The sequence below is a fragment of the Undibacterium sp. CCC3.4 genome (assembly GCF_034347425.1).
Taxonomy (GTDB): Bacteria; Pseudomonadota; Gammaproteobacteria; order Burkholderiales; family Burkholderiaceae_D; genus Undibacterium.
Map to the genome: position 1 here is coordinate 1,780,282 of NZ_CP133779.1, position 19,616 is coordinate 1,799,897.

The window sequence follows — 19,616 nt, forward strand, 5'->3', positions numbered from 1 at the left end:
GTTCATGATGTGTGGTGTCCTGTCGATTGAGTTTTTTCTCTGCTGTCGTATGAGGGCAGGGACAGCCTGCCACTCAAAATATATTTAGCAATCGGCATGCCAGCAAAATCGCTACGCTTGTTTAGTTCTGGTTGCATCGAATTGTCGGTAAGTTCGCCTTGCTTACGGCAAGTCTAGTAAACACGTTTTGTTGCCGAATTCAACAGCCTCGCGGTGACTGTTTCAATCTGGCACACAGGCGACTGCTTGCTTGTTTTGGACAAAAAAAACGGAGGCCCTTAGGCCTCCGTGTTCGTCTGCAGAATTGAATCAGCTGCGCAGTTTGGCAAACGCCGCCGCCATGGCGTTGCCTGAAGGCGCAGCTGCCGGAGCTTGCGAGCGGTGTTGTTGCAAGCGTTTGGTGTCATTGCGATCGGCGCGTTGTTCCGGCTTGCTGCCTGCTTGTGGGGCAGAATCAGTCAGACGCATGGTCAAGGCGATACGTTGCCGTTTTACATCGACTTCGAGTACCTTGACTTTGACAACTTGACCAGCTTTGACCACGCTGTGCGGATCTTTGACGAAGGTATGCGAGAGTGCCGAAATGTGTACCAAGCCATCTTGATGAACGCCAATATCGACAAAAGCACCAAAGGCGGCCACGTTGGTGACGACGCCTTCCAAGATCATGTCTGGCAGCAAATCTTTGATTTGCTCGACGCCATCTTTAAAGGTGGCCGTAGTAAATTCAGGACGCGGATCACGGCCCGGTTTTTCCAATTCAGCAAGAATATCGCTGATGGTTGGAATACCGAATTTCTCGTCGGCATACTTGACAGGGTTGAGCGATTTCAACAGCCCAGCATCACCGATCAGCGACTTGATTTCTTTTTTTAAATCAGCCAGAATTTTTTCTACCAGAGGGTAAGATTCCGGGTGTACTGCCGAGGCATCAAGCGGATTGCTGCCGTTCATAACCCGTAAAAAACCGGCGGCTTGCTCGAAGGTTTTGTCGCCAAGGCGTGGCACGGCACGCAAGTCGGCACGCGAAGTAAACATACCTTTGGCGTCACGGAAATTGACTATGCTTTGTGCCACACTGCTGGATAAACCCGATACGCGCGCCAGCAACGGTGCCGAAGCGGTGTTGACATCAACCCCGACGGCATTGACGCAATCTTCGACCACGGCATCGAGCGAGCGCGCCAGCTGACTTTGGCTGACATCATGCTGGTATTGGCCCACCCCGATCGATTTCGGATCGATCTTGACCAGTTCGGCCAAAGGATCTTGCAAGCGGCGGGCAATCGAGACCGCACCGCGTATCGAGACATCGAGATCAGGCAATTCTTTGGAGGCGAATTCGGAAGCCGAATACACCGAGGCACCGGCTTCAGATACCACGATTTTAGTCAGTTTCAAATCCGGTTTGAGTTTGATCAGATCTTGCGCCAGCTTATCGGTTTCGCGCGAGCCCGTGCCATTCCCGATGGAAATCAGCGAGACATTATGCTTTGCGGCAAGAACTGCCAGCGTTTGCAGCGCGCCATCCCAATCGTTGCGTGGCTGATGCGGATAAATCGTGGCATAGTCGAGCACCTTGCCGGTGGCATCGACGATGGCGACTTTGACGCCGGTGCGCAGACCAGGATCGAGACCCATGGTGGCACGTGGTCCGGCCGGAGCGGCCAGCAGCAGCGCTTTCAGATTGCGCGCGAAAACATTGATGGCTTCAATCTCTGCTTGCTCGCGCAATTTCCCCATCAGTTCGGTTTCCAAGTGCATGAACACTTTGACGCGCCAAGCCCAGCGTACGGTGTCGGCCAGCCATTTATCGGCCGGACGGTCTTTTTGGCTGACGCCGAAACGAGCGGCGATGCGACTCTCGCAAGGATTGAGCGGCGCATCCCATTTCGGTTTTTCCACTTCGCTGTCGAGCCGCAGGGTAACGCTGAGCATTTCTTCACGCCGGCCGCGGAACAAGGCCAGCGCACGGTGCGAGGGAATCGTCACGAGGTTTTCGGTGTAGTCGAAGTAATCGGCGAATTTTTCGCCGGCTTCTTCTTTACCAGGCACGACTTTCGATTCGACCACGCCATGGTCGTTGATGTATTCACGTAAAGCCTGCAGCAGGGTGGCATCTTCGGCGAAGCGTTCCATCAAAATTTGACGGGCACCATCGAGCGCGGCTTTAACGTCAACGACGCCGGGGTTATCGCCCTGATCGGTGGTAAACGGCGCTTTCAAATACGCTGCCGCTTCGGTCTCAGGATGCAGCAGAGGGTTGTCGAGCAGGGCTACGGCCAAGGGCAGTAAGCCGGCTTCGGTGGCGATCTGTGCTTTGGTGCGACGTTTCAATTTGTACGGCAGGTACAGATCTTCGAGACGGGTTTTATCTTCGGCATGCACGATCGCATCGAGCAACACCGGCGTCATTTTTCCTTGTTCTTCTATCGATGAAATGATGGCTGCCCGTCGGTCTTCGAGCTCGCGCAAGTAGCGCAGCCGCTCTTCGAGCAGGCGCAACTGGATGTCGTCGAGCCCGCCGGTGACTTCCTTGCGGTAACGCGCAATAAACGGCACGGTCGCACCTTCGTCGAGCAGGGCTACGGCGGCGGCAACCTGAACTGGCTTGGCAGCGAGTTCTACGGCGAGTCTTTGTTCAATCGATGGCAGCATAAATCCAGACAATAAAAAGCAATCAAGGCGCAGATGATACCCAATTTCCGCCGATGCGCCAGTCTTGACAGGCGCGCGCTGTGGGGTTAGAAGGGAAAAGTGCGACGAAAATTTTCGTTATCGGCAATAACAAGGAAACCCTGTGCCCGGCTTACGCTTACTCGTTTTTATTGGTCTGATGTCGGTGATGCCGCTCTTGATGGCGTTTGAATTGGTGCCACAGCGCATGCAATTCGAGGATGGGGGGAGTGCGCTGTATTATGTTTTTGATAAACATTTGGCGGCGGCCGAGGATACTGAGGCGGCACTGGTGAATGTGATGTTTGTCGTCGCCGGCGCTGGTTGTCGCAGCATGGGAAGTATTTTGCCCGCGTATTTCACCGGATTCGAGGGCGAATCCGGGCGCAGCCGTATTTTCGTATTACAAAAACGCTTTATTGCCGCATTGTCCGACGGCCAACGCTGCAGCGCCGAGTTTGTTCGTGCCGACCATCTATCGCAATGGCGGGCCGACCAGTTGGCCTTCATTCGTGCGCGCTTGGCAGAGCTGGGTGGCGCACCACAGCGCGTGGTGTTGTTCGGTATTTCTGAAGGGGCGGAATTGCTGCCTTTGTTGGCGGCGGCCTTGCCGCAAACAACGCATTTGGTTTTGCTCTCACATAGTGGGATGAATGCCGGCACCGTCTATCGTGCGCTGGCGGCTGAGTATCCGCATATGGCGCGCGGTTGGCAGCAATTACAAGCCGCACTGGCGCTGCGTCCGGCCGACCCGACGCAGCTCTTGATTCATGGTCGCAGCTGGCTTTACTGGGATGAAATACTCAATTTGCCGCAGAGTCAGGGCTTGCTGGAAAGTAATTTGCCGATCTTGCTCGGCGTCGGCGAGGCGGACAGTTTGATCCCGCCGCATTCTTTGGATAAATTACAACAATTATTTGCCTCGGCCGGATCGCAGCGCTTGGTAATACGAGGTTTCCCGCAGGCTGATCATGGATTGCAGGGGCCATATCGCAATTATCTGGCAGACTTTATGTGGCAGTTTGAGCTTTGGTTGCAAGAAGGAAATAGCCCTTGAGGCAGCAAGCTTAAAAAGTGTGGTTTTGTGATTCAGATTGGCATTAATTTCCATCCGGTAAAGTGACAAAAAAGCATAACTTTCATATAATCACCATCTTCAAAGCAATAAAATGCTCTCAAACTCATTCGGCTATGCCTGTGCGCATGCTGGGTAGACCTTTTTTCTTACTTTTTTGATCGCTCCCTATGCGCTTGCATGCTTTTTCGCTGACCCCGCTGGCCCTTGCTTTGATCTTGAGTGGTTGCGCCACTGCGCCAACACATGACAGTAAAGTCGCCAGCTCCCTGAGCGTAGTCAAAACCGGCAATATCGATGATGCGATTAAGCAGGTGGAGCAACAGACCCAAGGCAAGAATGAAAAAGATTTGCTGCTGAACTTGGAAAAAGGCGAGCTCATGCGCGTCGGTAAGCGCTACCAAGAGAGTTTGGATGCCTTCGGTGTGGCCGATGTCAGTGTCAAGGCTTGGGAAGAGACGGCCAAATCGAATCCGCAAAAGCTGATGGGACAGATCGGCGCTTTGTTCATGGGTGATGCCAGTCGCGATTATGAAGGTCAGGATTACGAAAAAGTCATGTTGACGATCAGAATGGCGATGGATCGCATCAATCTCGGCGACCTCGATACCGCCCGTGTCGATATCAAACGCACGCACGAACGCGAAGCGGTGATTGCCGAATTCCGCTCGAAAGAAACGCTGGAAGCGGAAGACGATGCAAAAAGCAAAGGTGTAAAAACTGGTAGCAAGGAATTAAGCGGCTACCCAGTGGAAACCCTGAATGACCCAGCCGTGCTGCAACTCAAAAACGGTTACCAAAACGCCTTGGGCCATTATCTTGCCGGATTCGTCTATGAAGCCTTGAACGAACCAGGCTTGGCCGCACCGGGCTATCGCAAGGCGATAGAATTGCGTCCGGAATTGCCGGTGTTGGAAGATGGCTTGAAAGGTTTGGATCAACGCACCAGTTTTCGCCGCAAGAAAGGCATGACCGATGTGCTGTTTGTCATCGAAGCCGGTAATTCTCCGGCGCGGCTGTCGAAAAAGATCGCCTTCCCGGTACCGACCGGGCGCGGCTTGATCACGGTATCGTTTGCTTTCCCAGTTATCTATCCTGACAAAGATGCGCCAGTCATCAATTCGTTTGCGGTCGGCAGCCAGATTTTGCCGACGGCGATGGTGGCCGATTTCAATGTCATGGCACGTCGGGCCTTGAAAGATGAATTGCCGGGCATTCAAACCCGTGCGGCGATTCGCGCGGTCACCAAAGCGGTGGCGCAAGATCAGGTGAATAAGCATCTGGGTCCCTTGGCTGGTTTGGCTGCCAATATTGCCGTAGCTGCCACCGAAAGCCCGGCCGACGACCGTATGTGGCGCAGTTTGCCGGAACGGGTGTTCATTGCCCGCGCCTTTTTAGCTCCGGGCGATTACAACATCAATTTCTCCGGCCGCTCCGGTGACACGACCAAAGTGACTGTCGACGGTCGCTATATGGTGGTGCCGGTACGCCTGTATCCGACGCAAACCTATCTGGGCGACCAAGCAAAATTTGGCACTGTGACACCTGCTGCACAAATTGCCGCTGAGCCAGTATCTAAACCGCTGACGAAAAAACCTGTCGCCAAAAGCAGCAAGCCGGTGGCTGCTGCTGTCGTCAGCAGCCAATCCAACTGATTCTATTGATAAGGACGAGTACTCATGAATTCCAAACTCTTCGCGGCAGCCATCACGCTCGGTCTCGCCTGCAGTATCGCTCCGGCGCTGGCAGCAGATGAAGTGCCGAATGCCGTCTCGCCTGGCATCGCTGCCAAGTTGATCGTGCGCGGTACGCTCGAAGGCGTACAAGTGACCGACTTACGTTCACAGAAACGCAATGAAGTCTTGGTCGTACAAGCCGAGATGTTCAATACCACGGTCAAAGATGTGCGGATTTATTATCGCTTTCGCTGGACCGATCCGGCTGGCATGCAAGTCGGCGACGGAGAAGTGTGGAAACCGTTGATGATCTTGGGTAAACAATCCCAACTGGTCAAGGCCACCGCTTACGGCCCGCAAGCGGTCGACTTCAAAATCGAAATGAGTGCTGAGCCACGCTGAGCTGGCGAGTGTTGATTATTTTTAAGAACTAAGGAGTGTGTATGTCCCGTTTTGTTTCTGTTTCAAAATCTCTGTGTCTGCTGGCGCTGCTGGCGGCTGCCCTGTCGGCTTGTCAAACCCGTTTGTCACAACCGACTGTCAGCCTGGCTCGTCAAGTCAGCTATGGTGATAATAAGGCCGTCGAAACCGTCACCAACGAATTCGGTTCCACCGATTTGCAGATGATCGCAGAAAAAATGGTCGGTTCCTTGCTCGAAGATCCAGTGCTCAGCGGTCGTCCTAGCCTGACTCTGGCTGGGGTGCGCAATAAAACCAGCGAATACATCGATACCAAATCGATTATGAATACCATACAGACCGCCTTGGTAAAAAGCCGCAAAGTCAAAATGACGCGCAGTGCCGATGAAATGCAGCAAGGCGTCGATGAATTGCAGCGCCAAAATCAAAGCGGACTCTACAAAGCCCAAGGTAAGGCCAAAATTGGCAATATGGCGGCGGCTAAGTATTCCCTCGAAGGCGAAATCGTTTCCATCGTTAAGCAAAATGCCACGACCAAGGACGTGTTTTACAAAATGACGCTCAAACTCTATGACATCGAAGATGGCTCCATCGAGTGGCAAGAAGAAAAAGAAATTCGCAAAACTTCCAAAAAATAATGTCCTGTGGGCACCGCAACCGGTGTCCACTTGCCTCTGCCCTAAGTAAAGGAAGCATGATGTTTCATATTAAACAAGTCATGGCCGCGCTGTTGTGCTCGGCCGGCGCCTTCAGCGCTTATGCTGCTGAGCCAAAAATTGCCGTCACCGATTTGACCTACGAAGAGAAGGTCAGCGAGTATTTTCATGTGGTTGCGGCCACTAGTAAGAGCAGTGTCAAAGGCAGTTACAGCGAGCGCGAAACCGACCGCAGTTACTCTCAACGCGGTAATATCAATGCTAAAAGCGAGAGCAGCTATTATGAAGCCGAAGGCACTTACACCTACATCGATCGCGGTGAGTTGAAAAACTATACGGCCGACCTCAAAGGTGCCATGCTCAAAGGTGGCGGTGTGCGCATTACGGAAGTGCGTCCGTATGTCGGCAAACCTATGGAAAAAATTTACGACATCATCGGTCGCATCAAACAGGGTATGTATCCGGGTGCCGATTATGTGTTGTTCGGTACGGTCAGCAGTATCCAGTTCCGTCAGGAAACTAACCAGTTGCAATACGGAAATTCCATGACAGCCAGCTTATCGCTCGATCTGGTAGCGGATTTTAATTTGATCAATACCAAGACCTTTGAAATCAAAGCGGCTTTCAGCGCCAGCGGTGCCGGCGTCGATACCAAGATCATCAGTCGTGCCGGTGATCATGTCACATTCAACCGCGGCAAAGTGATACAAGAAACGTCGCGCAGTTTGGCTGATGCCGCCTATGGTGAGTTGATGGTGCAGTTCGGCGTGCCGCGCGGTGCGAATCGCGCTTCGTATCAGAACAATAACAATAATGGGCAAATGATCGCTCCACCGGCAGTTTCTGAGCCGGTCACGGTTTACCATTGAGCATTGTTTGTCGGCAGCAGCAAGACGCTGCCGGGTAAACAAAAAAGCCGGCGCGATGCAGTAATGCCGTTCAGTTAAGACTGAACGGCATTTTTATTTAGTGGTTGTAAACGTTACGGCATGCTGTTAACCTTCGTCGCAATGTTCGACGATACCCTTCATTTCCTGGCAAACCACCTTGAGTCACCCGACTGGCGGCGACTTGGCGAGCATTTGCCTATCGAGTGGATCGAACAGGCCGTGAAGCGCACCGATGCAACCAGCATTCGCCATCGGCGGCTGCCGGCCGAACAAGTGGTTTGGCTAATGGTGGCGTTGGCGCTGTATCGCCACAAGTCCATCGGCGAAGTATTGGATGATCTCGGATTGGCGGTGCCGGATTCGCAAACGCCTTTTGTCAGTAAGAGTGCGGCGGCACAGGCGCGCCAGCGCCTTGGTTCCGAACCGCTGAAGTGGCTGTTCGATCACTCCGCCCGTCACTGGAGCGGCCAGGATCGCCGCGCCTATCTATTTAAAGGGCTGCAACTGTTTGCTATGGACGGCACCACGTTGCGCACCCATGACAACGTCGAGAACCGGAGCCATTTCGGCGCCCAACTTTACGCCAGCGGTGCTCTCGCCAGCTATCCGCAAGTACGCGGCGTGACACTGACCGCTTTGCCGACGCATATCGTTCACAGTGCCGCGTTCGGCCCTTACGGCACCAATGAGATGTTGTACGCAAAGCAGTTGATCGCTGATGTGCCCAATGAATCGCTTACCGTCTTCGATCGCGGCTTTCTGTCTGCGGAAATCCTGTGTGCTTTGACGCAGCACGGCACGGATCGCCACTTTATTATTCCCGCCAAATCAAATACCCGATGGGAACTGATCGAGGGCGATGAGAACGATTGCATCGTCCGGATGCGGGTGTCGCCGCAGGCCCGTGCCAAGTGCCCCGAGTTGGCAGAATTCTGGGAGGCGCGTGCCATCACCGTTGTCGATCAGCAGGCGCGAAAACGCGTTCTACTGACCTCGTTGCGTGAGCGCCGCCGCTACAAGCCCGTCGATATCGCCAACTGTTACGAGCGTCGTTGGGGCATCGAGACGAGCTACCGCGAACTCAAGCAAACAATGCTGGGCACAGCGCTGACCCTGCGCTCGAAAACAACAGACGGCGTCTATCAGGAAATCTGGGGCACTCTGATTGCCTACAACCTGATCCGCCTGGAGATCGCCAAGGCGGCCTTGACGGTCAAGTGCGAGCCCACTGAAGTGAGCTTTATCCGGGCATTCCACTTGATCCAGTTCGAGCTGCATTGGGCTGCCGTCACCAGATCCTATGGCAAGCTGCCCGCTTCGATGAAGCATCTACGCGAAAGGCTGGTTAGCCTCCTCAATGACGAACGGCCCGATCGTCAATACGACCGGGCCGTCAAGGCTAGACCAAACCGCTATGCCGTTCGTATTGTGCGAAAAACTGCTTAACTGAACGGCATTAGCGCGATGCCGGCTTTTTCACGTTATTAAGTTGTACAGTCTGGTGTTCAGTCGCGAATTTCCAGCGCCCGATTCAAACTCAGTGCCGCCATCGAACAGGCCGCGCCGGAGAGTAAGTACAGGCTGACATAGGCGAGGCCGAAATGGGAAGACAGACCGAGTGCCACCAGCGGCGCAAACCCTGCACCGACCAGCCATGACAGATCGGACGTCAGGGCCGCACCGGTATAGCGGAATTTGGCGGCAAAGTTAGCGGTCACGGCACCCGCTGCTTGGCCGTAGGAAAGACCGAGCAAGAAGAAACCGAGCAGAATGAAAATATTCTGACCGGTCTCGCCGCCATCGAGCAGGGTAGGCACGAAACCACTGAGCACGGCAATCAGAAACGCCAGTGTGCCTAGCGTATTGCGCCGGCCGAAACGGTCTGCAATCAAGCCCGACAACACCACGCCGACGGCCATGAGCGCTGCACCAGCGACTTGAATATAGAGAAAGGCGCTGAGCGAACGCGGCGAATACAAGGTGATCCATGACAAGGGAAATACTGTTACCAAGTGGAACAGCGCATAACTGGCCAGTGCGGCAAGCGCACCGATGAGGACGTTACGACCTTGGGTACTCGCCAGTTCAACAACATTGGTCGGTTCGAGCTCGCGTTCGTCGAGTAGACGCGCATATTCATTGGTCGACACCAGACGCAGACGTGCAAACAGGGCAACGACATTGATGGCGAAGGCGACATAGAACGGATAGCGCCAGCCCCAAGACAAGAAATCGGCGGCCGAAATGTTGGCAATGAGGAAAGCGAACAGGCTGCCGGCAATCATGAAACCTATTGGCGCACCGAGCTGGCCGAGCATGGCATACCAGCCGCGCTTATTTTGCGGCGCATTAAGGGCAAGCAACGAAGGCAAGCCATCCCACGAGCCACCGAGTGCGATGCCTTGGCCGATACGCAATAGTGACAGCAAGACGATGGAGGTGAAGCCCAGGTGCGAGTAGGTCGGCAAGAAGGCGATGCCGGCGGTGGAAAAACCGAGCAGGATGAGAGCAATAGTCAGCTTGGCTTCGCGCCCGAGTCGTTTCTGTATAGCCATAAAAGCGACCGTCCCGAATGGACGCGCCAAAAAGGCGAAGGAAAAGATAGTAAACGCATAGAGCGTTCCTTCTAACCTTGGCTCGAACGGGAAGAACACGGAAGGGAATACCAAGACCGAGGCGATGGCATAGACAAAGAAATCAAAATACTCGGAAGCCCGGCCGATGATGACGCCAATCGCGATTTCGCCCGGGGCGATGGGGGAGGTGTCGGCATTGAGTTTGCGCGCATGATGCGGCGCGGCGCTTGGTGCTAAGCTATGGGTTTGGGTGCTGATACTTGGCATGATGGTCTCTCGTTTTATAATTAGAGCGCCGGACACTTTGAGCCCTTGCAAAGTTACCTGTAAGGGTAGGACAAAACGTCCAATCGCTAATGCTAGTCAGTCGGAGTACATTAGCACGATTTGGCTCACTTTGGAGTTTCGCAGCATGATTTCCCCACTCGCTCGTCGCGGACTTAGCGTCCTATGCGCTGCACTGTTGGCTGGATGTGACACGATAGTGTTGAATCCGGCCGGCGATATTGCCGCCCAACAAAGTAAGCTCATCGTGGTGTCGACTCTGTTGATGCTGCTGATCATCGTTCCGGTGATCGTGCTGATTGTTTTGTTTGCTTGGCGTTATCGCCAAAGCAACACAGAGGCGCAATATGAGCCAGACTGGGATCATTCGACCAAACTCGAACTGCTGATCTGGGGCGCACCGCTGCTGATTATCATCGCGCTCGGTACGTTGACCTGGATCTCGACGCATACGCTCGATCCATACCGCAATCTGTCGCGCATCGATGCGCAGCGCCCATTGGCACCCGACCATAAGGCCATGCTGGTCGAAGTCGTGGCGCTCGATTGGAAATGGTTGTTCATTTATCCGGAGCTGGGTATTGCCACCGTTAATGAACTCGTGGCACCGGTGGATATGCCGATACGTTTCAAAATTACCGCTTCCACGGTGATGAATTCATTCTACATTCCGGCGCTGGCAGGGCAAATTTATGCCATGCCGGGAATGGAAACCACCCTCAATGCCGTGATCAATCATGTCGGCATTTATGATGGTTTTTCCGCCAACTACAGTGGTGCCGGCTTTTCCGACATGCGTTTCAAGTTTCATGGCATGAACTCGGAAAATTTCGCGCAATGGGTCGCCACCACCAAAGCTAAGACGCCGGTTCTGAATCGCGCCGATTATCTGCAGCTCGAACAGCCTAGCATCAAGGATCCGGTACGCCATTACGGCCGGGTCGATGCTGATCTGTATCACGCCATCGTCAACCGCTGCGTGGCCGAAGGCCAAGTATGCATGGACGAGCTGATGTCGCACGGGATGAACATGAAATCGGCACAAGAAGCCAAAGGCAGCGTTTTGCTCGCGCAAAACCAGAGCAATGGCCGTAATGTCGCTGCAGAAATTTGCACGACGCCCGCAGCTAAGATTGGAAAATAAGAATGTTAGACCAACTAGATTTGACTAAGCTGATCCTCGGCCGTCTGAGCTGGGAAGCGATTCCCTTGCATGAGCCGATTTTGCTGGCGACCTTTGCCATGGTGGCACTGGGCGGCATCGCCGTGCTGTCTTTGATGACTTACTTCCGTCTGTGGGGCCCATTCTGGCGTGATTGGGTGACGAGTATCGATCATAAACGTATCGGTATCATGTATATCGTGCTGGCAATCGTGATGCTGTTGCGTGGATTTGCTGACGCGCTGATGATGCGCGCGCAACAAGCGATGGCCTTCGGCGACTCCGCCGGTTTCTTGCCGCCACACCATTATGATCAAGTGTTTACCGCCCACGGCGTGATCATGATTTTCTTCGTCGCCATGCCCTTGGTGACCGGTTTGATGAACTACGTCGTGCCCTTGCAAATCGGTGCGCGTGACGTTGCCTTCCCTTTCCTCAATAACTTCAGCTTCTGGATGACCACCTTCGGCGGCTTGTTGGTGATGGCTTCTTTGTTCGTCGGTGAATTCGCCCGTACCGGCTGGCTCGCTTATCCGCCTTTGTCGGGTATCTTCGGCAGCCCTGATGTCGGTGTCGATTACTATATATGGTCGCTGCAGATTGCCGGGGTAGGTACCCTGCTGTCGGGTGTCAACTTGGTCGTCACCATCATCAAAATGCGTGCCCCTGGCATGACCATGATGAAGATGCCGGTATTTACCTGGACGGCGCTGTGTACCAATGTGCTCATCGTCGCGGCTTTCCCGGTCTTGACCGCGGTATTGGCGATGTTGTCCTTGGACCGTATGTTCGGCACCAACTTCTTCACTAATGATATGGGCGGCAACGCCATGATGTACGTCAACCTGATCTGGATCTGGGGTCACCCGGAAGTGTATATCCTGGTCTTGCCAGCCTTCGGCGTGTTTTCGGAAATCGTCTCTACTTTCTGCAGCAAACGTCTGTTCGGCTACACCTCGATGGTCTATGCCACCGTGGTCATCACGATCCTGTCTTATCTGGTGTGGTTGCATCACTTCTTCACCATGGGTTCGGGTGCCAGTGTCAACTCGTTCTTCGGCATTACCACGATGATTATTTCCATCCCGACCGGGGCGAAGATTTTCAACTGGTTGTTTACCATGTACCGCGGCCGTATCCGCTTCGAAGTACCGATGTTGTGGACCATAGGTTTCATGATCACCTTCGTCATCGGTGGTATGACCGGCGTGTTGTTGGCGGTACCACCAGCCGACTTCGTGTTGCATAACAGTTTGTTCTTGATCGCCCATTTCCATAACGTGATCATCGGCGGTGTGGTGTTCGGTATGTTCGCCGGTATCAATTACTGGTTCCCGAAAGCCTTCGGTTACAAGCTCGATGATTTCTGGGGTAAATGCAGTTTCTGGTTCTGGACTATCGGCTTTTACTTCGCCTTCATGCCGCTGTACGTGCTCGGTCTGATGGGTGTGACGCGTCGTCTCAGTCACTTCGAAGATCCGTCGCTGCAAATCTGGTTCCAAATCGCCGCGTTCGGTGCCGTACTGATTGCTCTTGGTATCGCCTCGTTCATCATTCAGTTGTTCGTCAGTTACCAACGTCGTGCCACTTTGCGCGATTTCACCGGCGATCCATGGGGCGGCCGTACGCTGGAATGGTCGACTTCATCACCACCACCGGCTTATAACTTTGCCTTTACGCCGATGGTGCATGATAACGATGCCTGGGCTGATATGAAAGCCAACGGCTATGTGCGTCCGACCAGTGATTTCCTGGCCATTCACATGCCTAAGGATACCGGTGCCGGTGTGATCATTGCTGCGCTCAGTGCTGTTTGCGGCTTTACCTTGATCTGGCAAATGTGGTTGCCGGCCGTATTGGGTTTCATCGCCCTGATGGCAGCCATCATTGTTCACACTTTTAATTACAATCGCGATTACCACATCTCGGCGGACGAAGTTGTCCGTACTGAAGCGGAACGCACACGTTTGTTAGCCAGCCATGTCTGATATCTCTACTTTGTCCCACGCACCCGCCGGTAACCGTTACTTCGTGCGCGAACACCATCCGGAAAACGGTACCTTGCTCGGTTTCTGGCTCTACCTGATGAGCGATTGCCTGATCTTCGCCTGTCTGTTCGCTACCTATGCGGTACTCGGTCGTAACTACGCCGGCGGTCCTACCGGTGCCGAATTGTTTGATTTGCCACTGGTGGCGGTTAACACTTCGCTGCTCTTGCTGTCGTCGATCACCTACGGCTTTGCCATGTTGGAAGCGCAGAAAGATCGTTTGCGCAATACCATGCTGTGGTTGGCTGTCACCGGCTTGCTCGGTGCCGGATTCATCTATTTTGAGTTGTATGAATTCGTGCATCTGATACAAGAAGGTGCCGGTCCACAGCGCAGCGGCTTTTTGACCTCCTTCTTTGCCCTCGTCGGTACCCATGGTTTGCACGTCAGTTTCGGTATTATCTGGCTCATCACTTTGCTGTTCCAATTGAAAAAGCATGGCTTGAGCACCGAGAATCGTCGTCGCTTGATGTGTTTGTCGATGTTCTGGCATTTCCTTGACGTGATCTGGATCGGCGTCTTCACCTTTGTCTACTTGATGGGAGTATTGCCATGAGCGCACATCACGACACGGCCGACCACGGCCAGCACCACGGCCATGCTGGGCATGGTGAGCATGCTGACCACGGCAGTTTGAAAACCTATGCGACCGGCTTTATCCTGGCCGTGATACTCACCGCCATTCCATTTTGGCTGGTGATGGGCAAAGTGTTTGATAAATCGAGCACGACCGGATTTATCTTGCTTGCCTTCGCGGCGGTGCAAATCGTCGTGCACATGGTGTATTTTCTGCACATGAATACCAAGTCAGAAGGTGGTTGGACCATGCTGGCGCTGTTGTTTACCATTATGGTGGTGGTGATTATGTTGGCCGGTTCCCTGTGGGTCATGTATCACCTCAATAATAATATGATGCCGGGTGCCAATCATGAAACGACACCGGAATCGATACACATCAGCACGCCCGTCGAACCTATGAAAAACATGAACACCATGCCATGAGTTTGCCTTCTGAGATAGCCGTTTCCGCTACGGCGGAAGCGCTGCTCGATCAACCCCGCTCCCGGTTTGCGCGCAGCTTGCTCGCAATCTGTGCGGGGTTGTTATTTTTGTGCTTTCTTGGTTTGGGCAGTTGGCAAGTCCAACGCCTGAGCTGGAAGTTGCAACTGATCGAACGCGTGACGCAACGCGTGCATGCGCCGGCATTAGCCGCGCCGGAACCGGCCGAGTGGCCGCAGATCAGCGCTGCCAGCCATGAATACCTGCATGTAAACGTGCGTGGCAAGCTGCTGCCGCAGTACACCAGTTTATCGCTGGCATCGACCGAACTCGGCGGCGGCTTCTGGGTGATGACACCGTTACGTGATGCCGGAGGACGGACTTTTTTCATTAACCGCGGCTTCATTCCCAGCGCCGGGGCGCAGCAATTCCTCGCTGATCAACGGCAGCAGCCGGAGCAGCCTGCCGTGGTGCTCGGTTTACTGCGTCTGAGCGAACCGGGTGGTGGCTTTCTGAGGCATAACGATGCCCGCGCCGAACGTTGGTTTTCACGCGATGTCGCGGCCTTGGCCAGCTTTCATGGCTTGAGTGCGGTCGCACCATTCTTCATCGATGCCGACCGCAGCACAGCCGCTGCGGCCCTTGTGTCCGAACCGGTGGCTGGCTTGACCGTGATTCATTTCCATAACAATCATCTGGTGTATGCGCTGACTTGGTATGCTTTGGCTGCGATGGTAGCCGCCGGCTATCTGTTTGTCGCACGCGCCGACCGCCGTCTGCGCCGTCAGCAAGGGGGCAGCGCGCATGAAACTATCGATTCCTGACCTGGTCAGCAGTGCCACCAACGCGCGCCTGATGCCCGGTTTTGACAGATCTACCGGTCATAAAAACATGTTGCAGCTGATACACCTGCGCTGGATTGCCGTGTTCGGTCAAATGTCGACGATCGCCTTGGTCACGCTCGGTTTCGGCATGCAGTTGCCCTTGCTGCCTTTGCTATATGTCTTGGCGGCGTTGATTACCTTTAATATCGGCAGTCACTTGCGTTGGCATGAAGAGGTCAGCGTCTCGAATCGAGAATTGTTTTTGGCCATGCTGGTAGACGTGGCAATACTGACGGCACAGTTGTATCTGTGCGGCGGAACCAGTAATCCCTTCGCTTTTTTGTACCTGCTGCAGATCATTCTTGGTGCCATGTTGTTGCAAGCGCGTTCGACTTGGTTGATCGTTGTCATTACCAGTGCCTGCTTGTTTGCGCTGTCGTTCTTCAATGTCCCTCTACAATGGCCGGCCGGACAGTTCAACAGTGTTTCCGAGTTATACCGCGATGGCATGATCATTTGCTTCGTGCTCAATGCTGCCCTGCTGGTGTTTTTTCTGACTCGTATCAGCGCCAATTTGCGCAGTCGCGATGCCGAACTGGCCATGCTGCAGCAGCAAGCCATCGCCGAGGAACATATCGTCAGGATGGGTTTGCTCGCTTCCGGTGCCGCCCATGAACTCGGCACACCGCTGGCGACGCTGGCGGTCATACTGGGTGATTGGCGGCGCATGCCGAGCTTGAACCAAGATCCGGAACTGCTCGAAGAAATCAGCGAGATGCAAAGACAGATACAGCGTTGCAAGAGCATAGTCAGCGGCGTTCTGTTATCTGCTGGTGAAGCACGTGGCGAGTCGGCGCTCAAAACCACATTGCATACTTTCGTGCGCGAAGTCGTGGAGGAGTTTCGCGCCACACGTCCGGTCCTTGAATTTTATTTCGATAACCAAATTGTCGATGACCTACCTATGGTCAGCGATTCCGTACTCAAGCAAATGATCTGCAATTTGCTCGACAATGCGCTCGAAGCTTCCCCTTCTTGGGTGGCGTTGGCGGTCGCCTGTCTCAATGGCCAACTGCAAATCGTCGTCAGTGATCATGGTGCCGGGTTTGCCTCGACCATACTCGATACCCTAGGTCAACCTTATCAGTCGACCAAAGGGCGGCCCGGCAGTGGGCTGGGAATCTTCTTTGTCGTCAATGTGGTGCGCAAATTAGGTGGCACGATTGAGGCGCGCAACGGCACCGCCGGCGCAATTGTCACGATTCTGCTACCCTTGTCAGGATTCATCTTATAAGAGGTAAGTGTATTATGCCGTCCCATCGTCTGTTGCTCATCATTGAAGACGATACCGCATTCGCCCGCACGCTGGTGCGCTCGTTCGAACGACGCGAATATACTGTCCTGCATGCAGTGAGCTTGGAACAAACCGAGGCCTTGCTGCTGCTGCATAAGCCGCAGTATGCCGTGGTCGATTTGAAAATCAGCGGTCATGCGTCCGGCTTAGCTTGCGTGCAGCTATTGCATCAGCATAATCCCGCCATGCTGATTGTGGTGCTGACCGGTTTTGCCAGCATTGCCACCGCAGTAGAAGCCGTCAAGCTTGGTGCCTGCCAGTATTTGGCCAAGCCTTCCAATACCGATGACATCGAAATGGCTTTCGGGCATGTTGCTGGCGTTGCCGCGCCCGAATTGACGGCGCGCGCGACCTCGATCAAGACCTTGGAATGGGAACGCATTCATGAAGTATTGGTAGAAACCGACTTCAATATTTCAGAAGCGGCGCGCCGACTCGGTATGCATCGGCGCACATTGGCGCGCAAACTAGGCAAGCAACAGGTGAAATAAGCGCCGTGCCGGCAATTGTCTGCAATCTAAGCCGCGCGCAAGCGGCTTGATCGCCTATACTAAGGTAACGCTTGCATTCGCTGGTGTTTTTTCAGGAGCAAGATCATGAGTAAAGTCGTCAAAACGAATAAAGAAAGTAAGAAACAAGCTTTATTGTCGCCGAAAGAAAAGAAAGCGGCCAAAGATGCGAAAAAGAGCAACTCTACCGCAGTCGGCGGTGCTTGGAAGCCAAGCTGACAGACTTGTTTCTACACCGCGCTGCCTCGCTCGATGGGCATGCGTCGCCGCGGTGTAGCGCTGCATCCGTTACAGGGCGTGGTGACATGCAGTTCAGAACTGTTTAATGAACTAATTTAATCAGCAAGCCGCCGATCAGGCTTGTTTGCAGTATCCCTACGCCGACGGCCCAGCGTATTAATTCGCTTTTTAGCTCGGCAATTTTCTGATCGATTGTGGCATCGAGTCTGGCTTCCAGATTATCAATCTTTGCATCGAGTCTGGCTTCCAGATTATCAATCTTTGCATCGAGTCTGGACTCAATGTGATCAATTTTTGCCTCGAGTTTGGCCTCAACTTGATCAATCTTTGTATCGAGTTTGGCCTCAACTTGATCAATCTTTGCCTCGAGTTTGGCCTCAACTTGATCAATCTTTGCATTGAGTTTGGCCTCAACTTGATCAATCTTTGCACTGAGTTTGGCCTCAACTTGATCAATCTTTGCACTGAGTTTGGCCTCAACTTGATCAATCTTTGTATCGAGTTTGGCCTCAACTTGATCAATCTTTGCATCTAAATTATCAATTTTTGTCTCGAGCTTATCCATCCGTGCATCGAGCTTATTCAAGGTGGTTTGCAGCGCAAGGAAATACTGCCCGATATCGACCTTGTGACAAAATTGTTCAGTAATTTTTTTGTCTTCGGCATCGATTGCTTCGACCAGTAAAGCTGCGTGGACTTTGGCTTGGTTAGTCGGCACTCCGGTATTTTCCAGAGATTCGACCATTTTCAGCGTATCAAACAGACAGGTAGACATACAGACTCCGAGCTAACGCGATTTCATCGCGCTCATAAGTCTATTGTATGAAATTTTTCGGAAAAATAAAACTGCTGCCGACCAGCGGTCGATCAGACTGCGCGCGCTTGTCCGCCGGAAACTCTTTCGTGGCCCGGCAGGTCGCGCCAACTGCTCACTGAGGTAAAGCCAGCCGCTGACAGCAAATCGCGCACGGCGGCAGCTTGGTCGTAGCCGTGTTCGAGCAAGAGCCAACCGTCGGGACTGAGATGGGCGCGTGCAGCACCGATGATGTGACGGTAAGCGAGCAAACCATCGCCATGATCGGTCAGTGCATCGAGCGGTTCAAAGCGCAAATCGCCTTGGCTCAGATGGGGGTCGCCGGCGACGATATAGGGTGGGTTGCTGACGATGCTTGCGAAGCGGCGAGTGCTGACGGCAGCAAACCAATCACTGTGCAGCAGTTCGAGTTCGGTCTGTGGCAGCAGTTCTTGCGCATTCTGGCGTGCTACATCGAGCGCCGCCATGCTACGATCGAGCGCCGTCACGCTCAAATCGCTGCGTTGGCTGGCGATAGCAATGGCGATGGCACCGGAGCCAGTACCCAGGTCGAGCAGGGTGGAATGCGGTGCCGCGTGGGCCAAGGCCAAGTCGACTAATAATTCGGTATCGGCGCGCGGGATCAATACTGCCGGCGTGGTGTGAAAAGACAGCCCGTAAAATTCGCGCCTGCCAGTCAGGTAGGCGATCGGTTCACCGGCTTGCCGCCGCCTTACCAAGGCTTCAAATTGCGCCGCTTGGCTGGTACTGAGCAGGGTTTCCGAGCGCGTGATCAATTCAATCCGTGACAGGCCGCTGGCATGCATGAGTAAGCTGCGCGCCTCGAGCCGCTCAAGTGGCGCACTGCGTTCGCAGGCGGCAACGCTGGCCGGAACGGGCACGCAGTACTGCATCAGCGGTGCCGTCCAAACAAGCCGGTTTTTTCACGCGAGAAAAACAGAAAAAGCAAAGTTATTGTAATAGCGCAAAACCATAACAGCGCCCACGCCGGCACCGACAACCCGAGGGTAGGCGGGTAGGGGGTATCGCACAAACCGTCGGCACGGAACAGGGTCGGCCACCACTGCGAAAGAAAAATTTTATTAAGGCCGGTTTCCAGCGGATCGATGCCACATGATAATTCCGGGTTGGCCAATAAATGTACATGTTTGGCCGCCATCCCTACGCCGGTGAAAGCCGCCAGCGTTGCCAAGCCAATACTGACGCGGCGCGCACCGCGCGGCATGGCCGCGGCGATTAAGCAAAACAGGGCAATGGCGAGAAAAGCATAGCGCTGCATCACGCACCAAGGGCAAGGCAGCATGTGCTTGACCACTTGCAGATACAGTGCAGCAGCGATGAGTGCGACGCAAACGGTGGCAATGCCGAGTAAAACAGGTTTCGAAGAATGCATGGAGGGTCGTCCGGAAAAT

Annotated in this window: 19 protein-coding genes; 14 read left to right on the forward strand and 5 right to left on the reverse strand. The window is 53.9% G+C overall.

Going from position 1 to position 19,616, the window contains the following annotated elements:
* Positions 1-309: 309 nt before the first annotated feature.
* Positions 310-2,658: a Tex family protein gene (locus RHM61_RS08175; RefSeq protein ID WP_322250630.1), complete on the reverse strand. Its 2,349-nt coding sequence runs from the start codon at positions 2,656-2,658 to the stop codon at positions 310-312.
* 142 nt (positions 2,659-2,800) lie between these two features.
* Between RHM61_RS08175 and RHM61_RS08180 the strand changes: the two genes are divergently transcribed.
* The 6 genes from RHM61_RS08180 to RHM61_RS08205 all read left to right on the forward strand — a co-directional run bounded on the left by RHM61_RS08180 (position 2,801) and on the right by RHM61_RS08205 (position 8,839).
* The gene (locus tag RHM61_RS08180) at positions 2,801-3,733 is read left to right on the forward strand and encodes an acyl-CoA thioester hydrolase/BAAT C-terminal domain-containing protein (RefSeq protein WP_322250631.1); all 933 of its coding nucleotides are present in this window, start codon (positions 2,801-2,803) and stop codon (positions 3,731-3,733) included.
* Positions 3,734-3,921: 188 nt separating this feature from the next.
* A complete protein-coding gene (locus RHM61_RS08185; protein ID WP_322250632.1) occupies positions 3,922-5,406 on the forward strand; it encodes a hypothetical protein in 1,485 nt (494 codons plus the stop codon).
* Between the two features lie 24 nt (positions 5,407-5,430).
* Complete coding sequence (locus RHM61_RS08190) at positions 5,431-5,829, forward strand: YcfL family protein (protein ID WP_322250633.1); 399 nt, start codon at positions 5,431-5,433, stop codon at positions 5,827-5,829.
* A gap of 41 nt (positions 5,830-5,870) precedes the next feature.
* Positions 5,871-6,485 (forward strand): penicillin-binding protein activator LpoB, encoded by a 615-nt coding sequence (lpoB, locus tag RHM61_RS08195; RefSeq protein WP_322250634.1) that lies wholly within the window; start codon positions 5,871-5,873, stop codon positions 6,483-6,485.
* Positions 6,486-6,544: 59 nt separating this feature from the next.
* On the forward strand, positions 6,545-7,372 hold the full coding sequence (locus RHM61_RS08200) for a hypothetical protein (RefSeq protein WP_322250635.1): 828 nt from the start codon (positions 6,545-6,547) through the stop codon (positions 7,370-7,372).
* A 141-nt stretch (positions 7,373-7,513) separates the two neighbouring features.
* The gene (locus RHM61_RS08205) at positions 7,514-8,839 is read left to right on the forward strand and encodes an IS4 family transposase (RefSeq protein ID WP_322251044.1); all 1,326 of its coding nucleotides are present in this window, start codon (positions 7,514-7,516) and stop codon (positions 8,837-8,839) included.
* Between the two features lie 59 nt (positions 8,840-8,898).
* On the opposite strand, the gene RHM61_RS08210 is transcribed toward RHM61_RS08205, so the two are convergent.
* A complete protein-coding gene (locus RHM61_RS08210; RefSeq protein WP_322250636.1) occupies positions 8,899-10,236 on the reverse strand; it encodes an MFS transporter in 1,338 nt (445 codons plus the stop codon).
* Positions 10,237-10,381: 145 nt separating this feature from the next.
* Here RHM61_RS08210 and cyoA point away from each other — a divergent pair, with 145 nt between their 5' ends.
* The 8 genes from cyoA (at position 10,382) to RHM61_RS08250 (ending at position 17,369) form a co-directional block, all read left to right on the forward strand.
* On the forward strand, positions 10,382-11,398 hold the full coding sequence (gene cyoA, locus RHM61_RS08215) for a ubiquinol oxidase subunit II (protein WP_322250637.1): 1,017 nt from the start codon (positions 10,382-10,384) through the stop codon (positions 11,396-11,398).
* 2 nt (positions 11,399-11,400) lie between these two features.
* Positions 11,401-13,404 (forward strand): cytochrome o ubiquinol oxidase subunit I, encoded by a 2,004-nt coding sequence (gene cyoB, locus RHM61_RS08220; protein ID WP_322250638.1) that lies wholly within the window; start codon positions 11,401-11,403, stop codon positions 13,402-13,404.
* On the forward strand, positions 13,397-14,020 hold the full coding sequence (cyoC, locus tag RHM61_RS08225; RefSeq protein ID WP_322250639.1) for a cytochrome o ubiquinol oxidase subunit III: 624 nt from the start codon (positions 13,397-13,399) through the stop codon (positions 14,018-14,020). Before cyoB ends, cyoC begins: the two co-directional genes overlap by 8 nt.
* Positions 14,017-14,466 carry a cytochrome o ubiquinol oxidase subunit IV gene (gene cyoD, locus RHM61_RS08230; protein WP_322250640.1) on the forward strand — a complete coding sequence of 150 codons (450 nt, stop codon included), beginning with the start codon at positions 14,017-14,019 and terminating at the stop codon, positions 14,464-14,466. The genes cyoC and cyoD overlap by 4 nt, the downstream gene beginning before the upstream one ends.
* Positions 14,463-15,287, forward strand: coding sequence for an SURF1 family protein (locus RHM61_RS08235; protein WP_322250641.1), 825 nt, complete (start codon positions 14,463-14,465; stop codon positions 15,285-15,287). The genes cyoD and RHM61_RS08235 overlap by 4 nt, the downstream gene beginning before the upstream one ends.
* Positions 15,288-15,318: 31 nt before the next feature.
* On the forward strand, positions 15,319-16,581 hold the full coding sequence (locus RHM61_RS08240) for an ATP-binding protein (protein ID WP_322251070.1): 1,263 nt from the start codon (positions 15,319-15,321) through the stop codon (positions 16,579-16,581).
* Positions 16,582-16,595: 14 nt separating this feature from the next.
* Complete coding sequence (locus RHM61_RS08245) at positions 16,596-17,132, forward strand: response regulator transcription factor (RefSeq protein ID WP_322250642.1); 537 nt, start codon at positions 16,596-16,598, stop codon at positions 17,130-17,132.
* A 105-nt stretch (positions 17,133-17,237) separates the two neighbouring features.
* Positions 17,238-17,369 carry a hypothetical protein gene (locus RHM61_RS08250; RefSeq protein ID WP_322250643.1) on the forward strand — a complete coding sequence of 44 codons (132 nt, stop codon included), beginning with the start codon at positions 17,238-17,240 and terminating at the stop codon, positions 17,367-17,369.
* A 103-nt stretch (positions 17,370-17,472) separates the two neighbouring features.
* Here the strand turns inward: RHM61_RS08250 and RHM61_RS08255 are convergent, their stop codons facing one another.
* From RHM61_RS08255 to RHM61_RS08265, 3 genes are all read right to left on the reverse strand, one after another.
* On the reverse strand, positions 17,473-18,165 hold the full coding sequence (locus tag RHM61_RS08255; RefSeq protein WP_322250644.1) for a coiled-coil domain-containing protein: 693 nt from the start codon (positions 18,163-18,165) through the stop codon (positions 17,473-17,475).
* A 92-nt stretch (positions 18,166-18,257) separates the two neighbouring features.
* Complete coding sequence (gene prmC / locus RHM61_RS08260; protein ID WP_322250645.1) at positions 18,258-19,097, reverse strand: peptide chain release factor N(5)-glutamine methyltransferase; 840 nt, start codon at positions 19,095-19,097, stop codon at positions 18,258-18,260.
* Positions 19,097-19,597 carry a disulfide bond formation protein B gene (locus tag RHM61_RS08265; RefSeq protein WP_322250646.1) on the reverse strand — a complete coding sequence of 167 codons (501 nt, stop codon included), beginning with the start codon at positions 19,595-19,597 and terminating at the stop codon, positions 19,097-19,099. Before RHM61_RS08265 ends, prmC begins: the two co-directional genes overlap by 1 nt.
* Positions 19,598-19,616 lie beyond the last annotated feature (19 nt).

Excerpts from the sequence above, each read along its gene's own strand:
- cyoB (WP_322250638.1), top strand. The coding sequence starts at position 11,401 with ATGTTAGACCAACTAGATTTGACTAAGCTGATCCTCGGCCGTCTGAGC.
- RHM61_RS08265 (WP_322250646.1), bottom strand. The coding sequence starts at position 19,597 with ATGCATTCTTCGAAACCTGTTTTACTCGGCATTGCCACCGTTTGCGTC.
- RHM61_RS08205 (WP_322251044.1), top strand. The coding sequence starts at position 7,514 with ATGTTCGACGATACCCTTCATTTCCTGGCAAACCACCTTGAGTCACCC.
- RHM61_RS08200 (WP_322250635.1), top strand. The coding sequence starts at position 6,545 with ATGTTTCATATTAAACAAGTCATGGCCGCGCTGTTGTGCTCGGCCGGC.
- RHM61_RS08255 (WP_322250644.1), bottom strand. The coding sequence starts at position 18,165 with ATGTCTACCTGTCTGTTTGATACGCTGAAAATGGTCGAATCTCTGGAA.
- lpoB (WP_322250634.1), top strand. The coding sequence starts at position 5,871 with ATGTCCCGTTTTGTTTCTGTTTCAAAATCTCTGTGTCTGCTGGCGCTG.
- prmC (WP_322250645.1), bottom strand. The coding sequence starts at position 19,097 with ATGCAGTACTGCGTGCCCGTTCCGGCCAGCGTTGCCGCCTGCGAACGC.
- cyoA (WP_322250637.1), top strand. The coding sequence starts at position 10,382 with ATGATTTCCCCACTCGCTCGTCGCGGACTTAGCGTCCTATGCGCTGCA.
- RHM61_RS08185 (WP_322250632.1), top strand. The coding sequence starts at position 3,922 with ATGCGCTTGCATGCTTTTTCGCTGACCCCGCTGGCCCTTGCTTTGATC.
- RHM61_RS08250 (WP_322250643.1), top strand. The coding sequence starts at position 17,238 with ATGAGTAAAGTCGTCAAAACGAATAAAGAAAGTAAGAAACAAGCTTTA.
- cyoD (WP_322250640.1), top strand. The coding sequence starts at position 14,017 with ATGAGCGCACATCACGACACGGCCGACCACGGCCAGCACCACGGCCAT.
- RHM61_RS08245 (WP_322250642.1), top strand. The coding sequence starts at position 16,596 with ATGCCGTCCCATCGTCTGTTGCTCATCATTGAAGACGATACCGCATTC.
- cyoC (WP_322250639.1), top strand. The coding sequence starts at position 13,397 with ATGTCTGATATCTCTACTTTGTCCCACGCACCCGCCGGTAACCGTTAC.
- RHM61_RS08235 (WP_322250641.1), top strand. The coding sequence starts at position 14,463 with ATGAGTTTGCCTTCTGAGATAGCCGTTTCCGCTACGGCGGAAGCGCTG.
- RHM61_RS08175 (WP_322250630.1), bottom strand. The coding sequence starts at position 2,658 with ATGCTGCCATCGATTGAACAAAGACTCGCCGTAGAACTCGCTGCCAAG.
- RHM61_RS08240 (WP_322251070.1), top strand. The coding sequence starts at position 15,319 with ATGCCCGGTTTTGACAGATCTACCGGTCATAAAAACATGTTGCAGCTG.
- RHM61_RS08210 (WP_322250636.1), bottom strand. The coding sequence starts at position 10,236 with ATGCCAAGTATCAGCACCCAAACCCATAGCTTAGCACCAAGCGCCGCG.
- RHM61_RS08190 (WP_322250633.1), top strand. The coding sequence starts at position 5,431 with ATGAATTCCAAACTCTTCGCGGCAGCCATCACGCTCGGTCTCGCCTGC.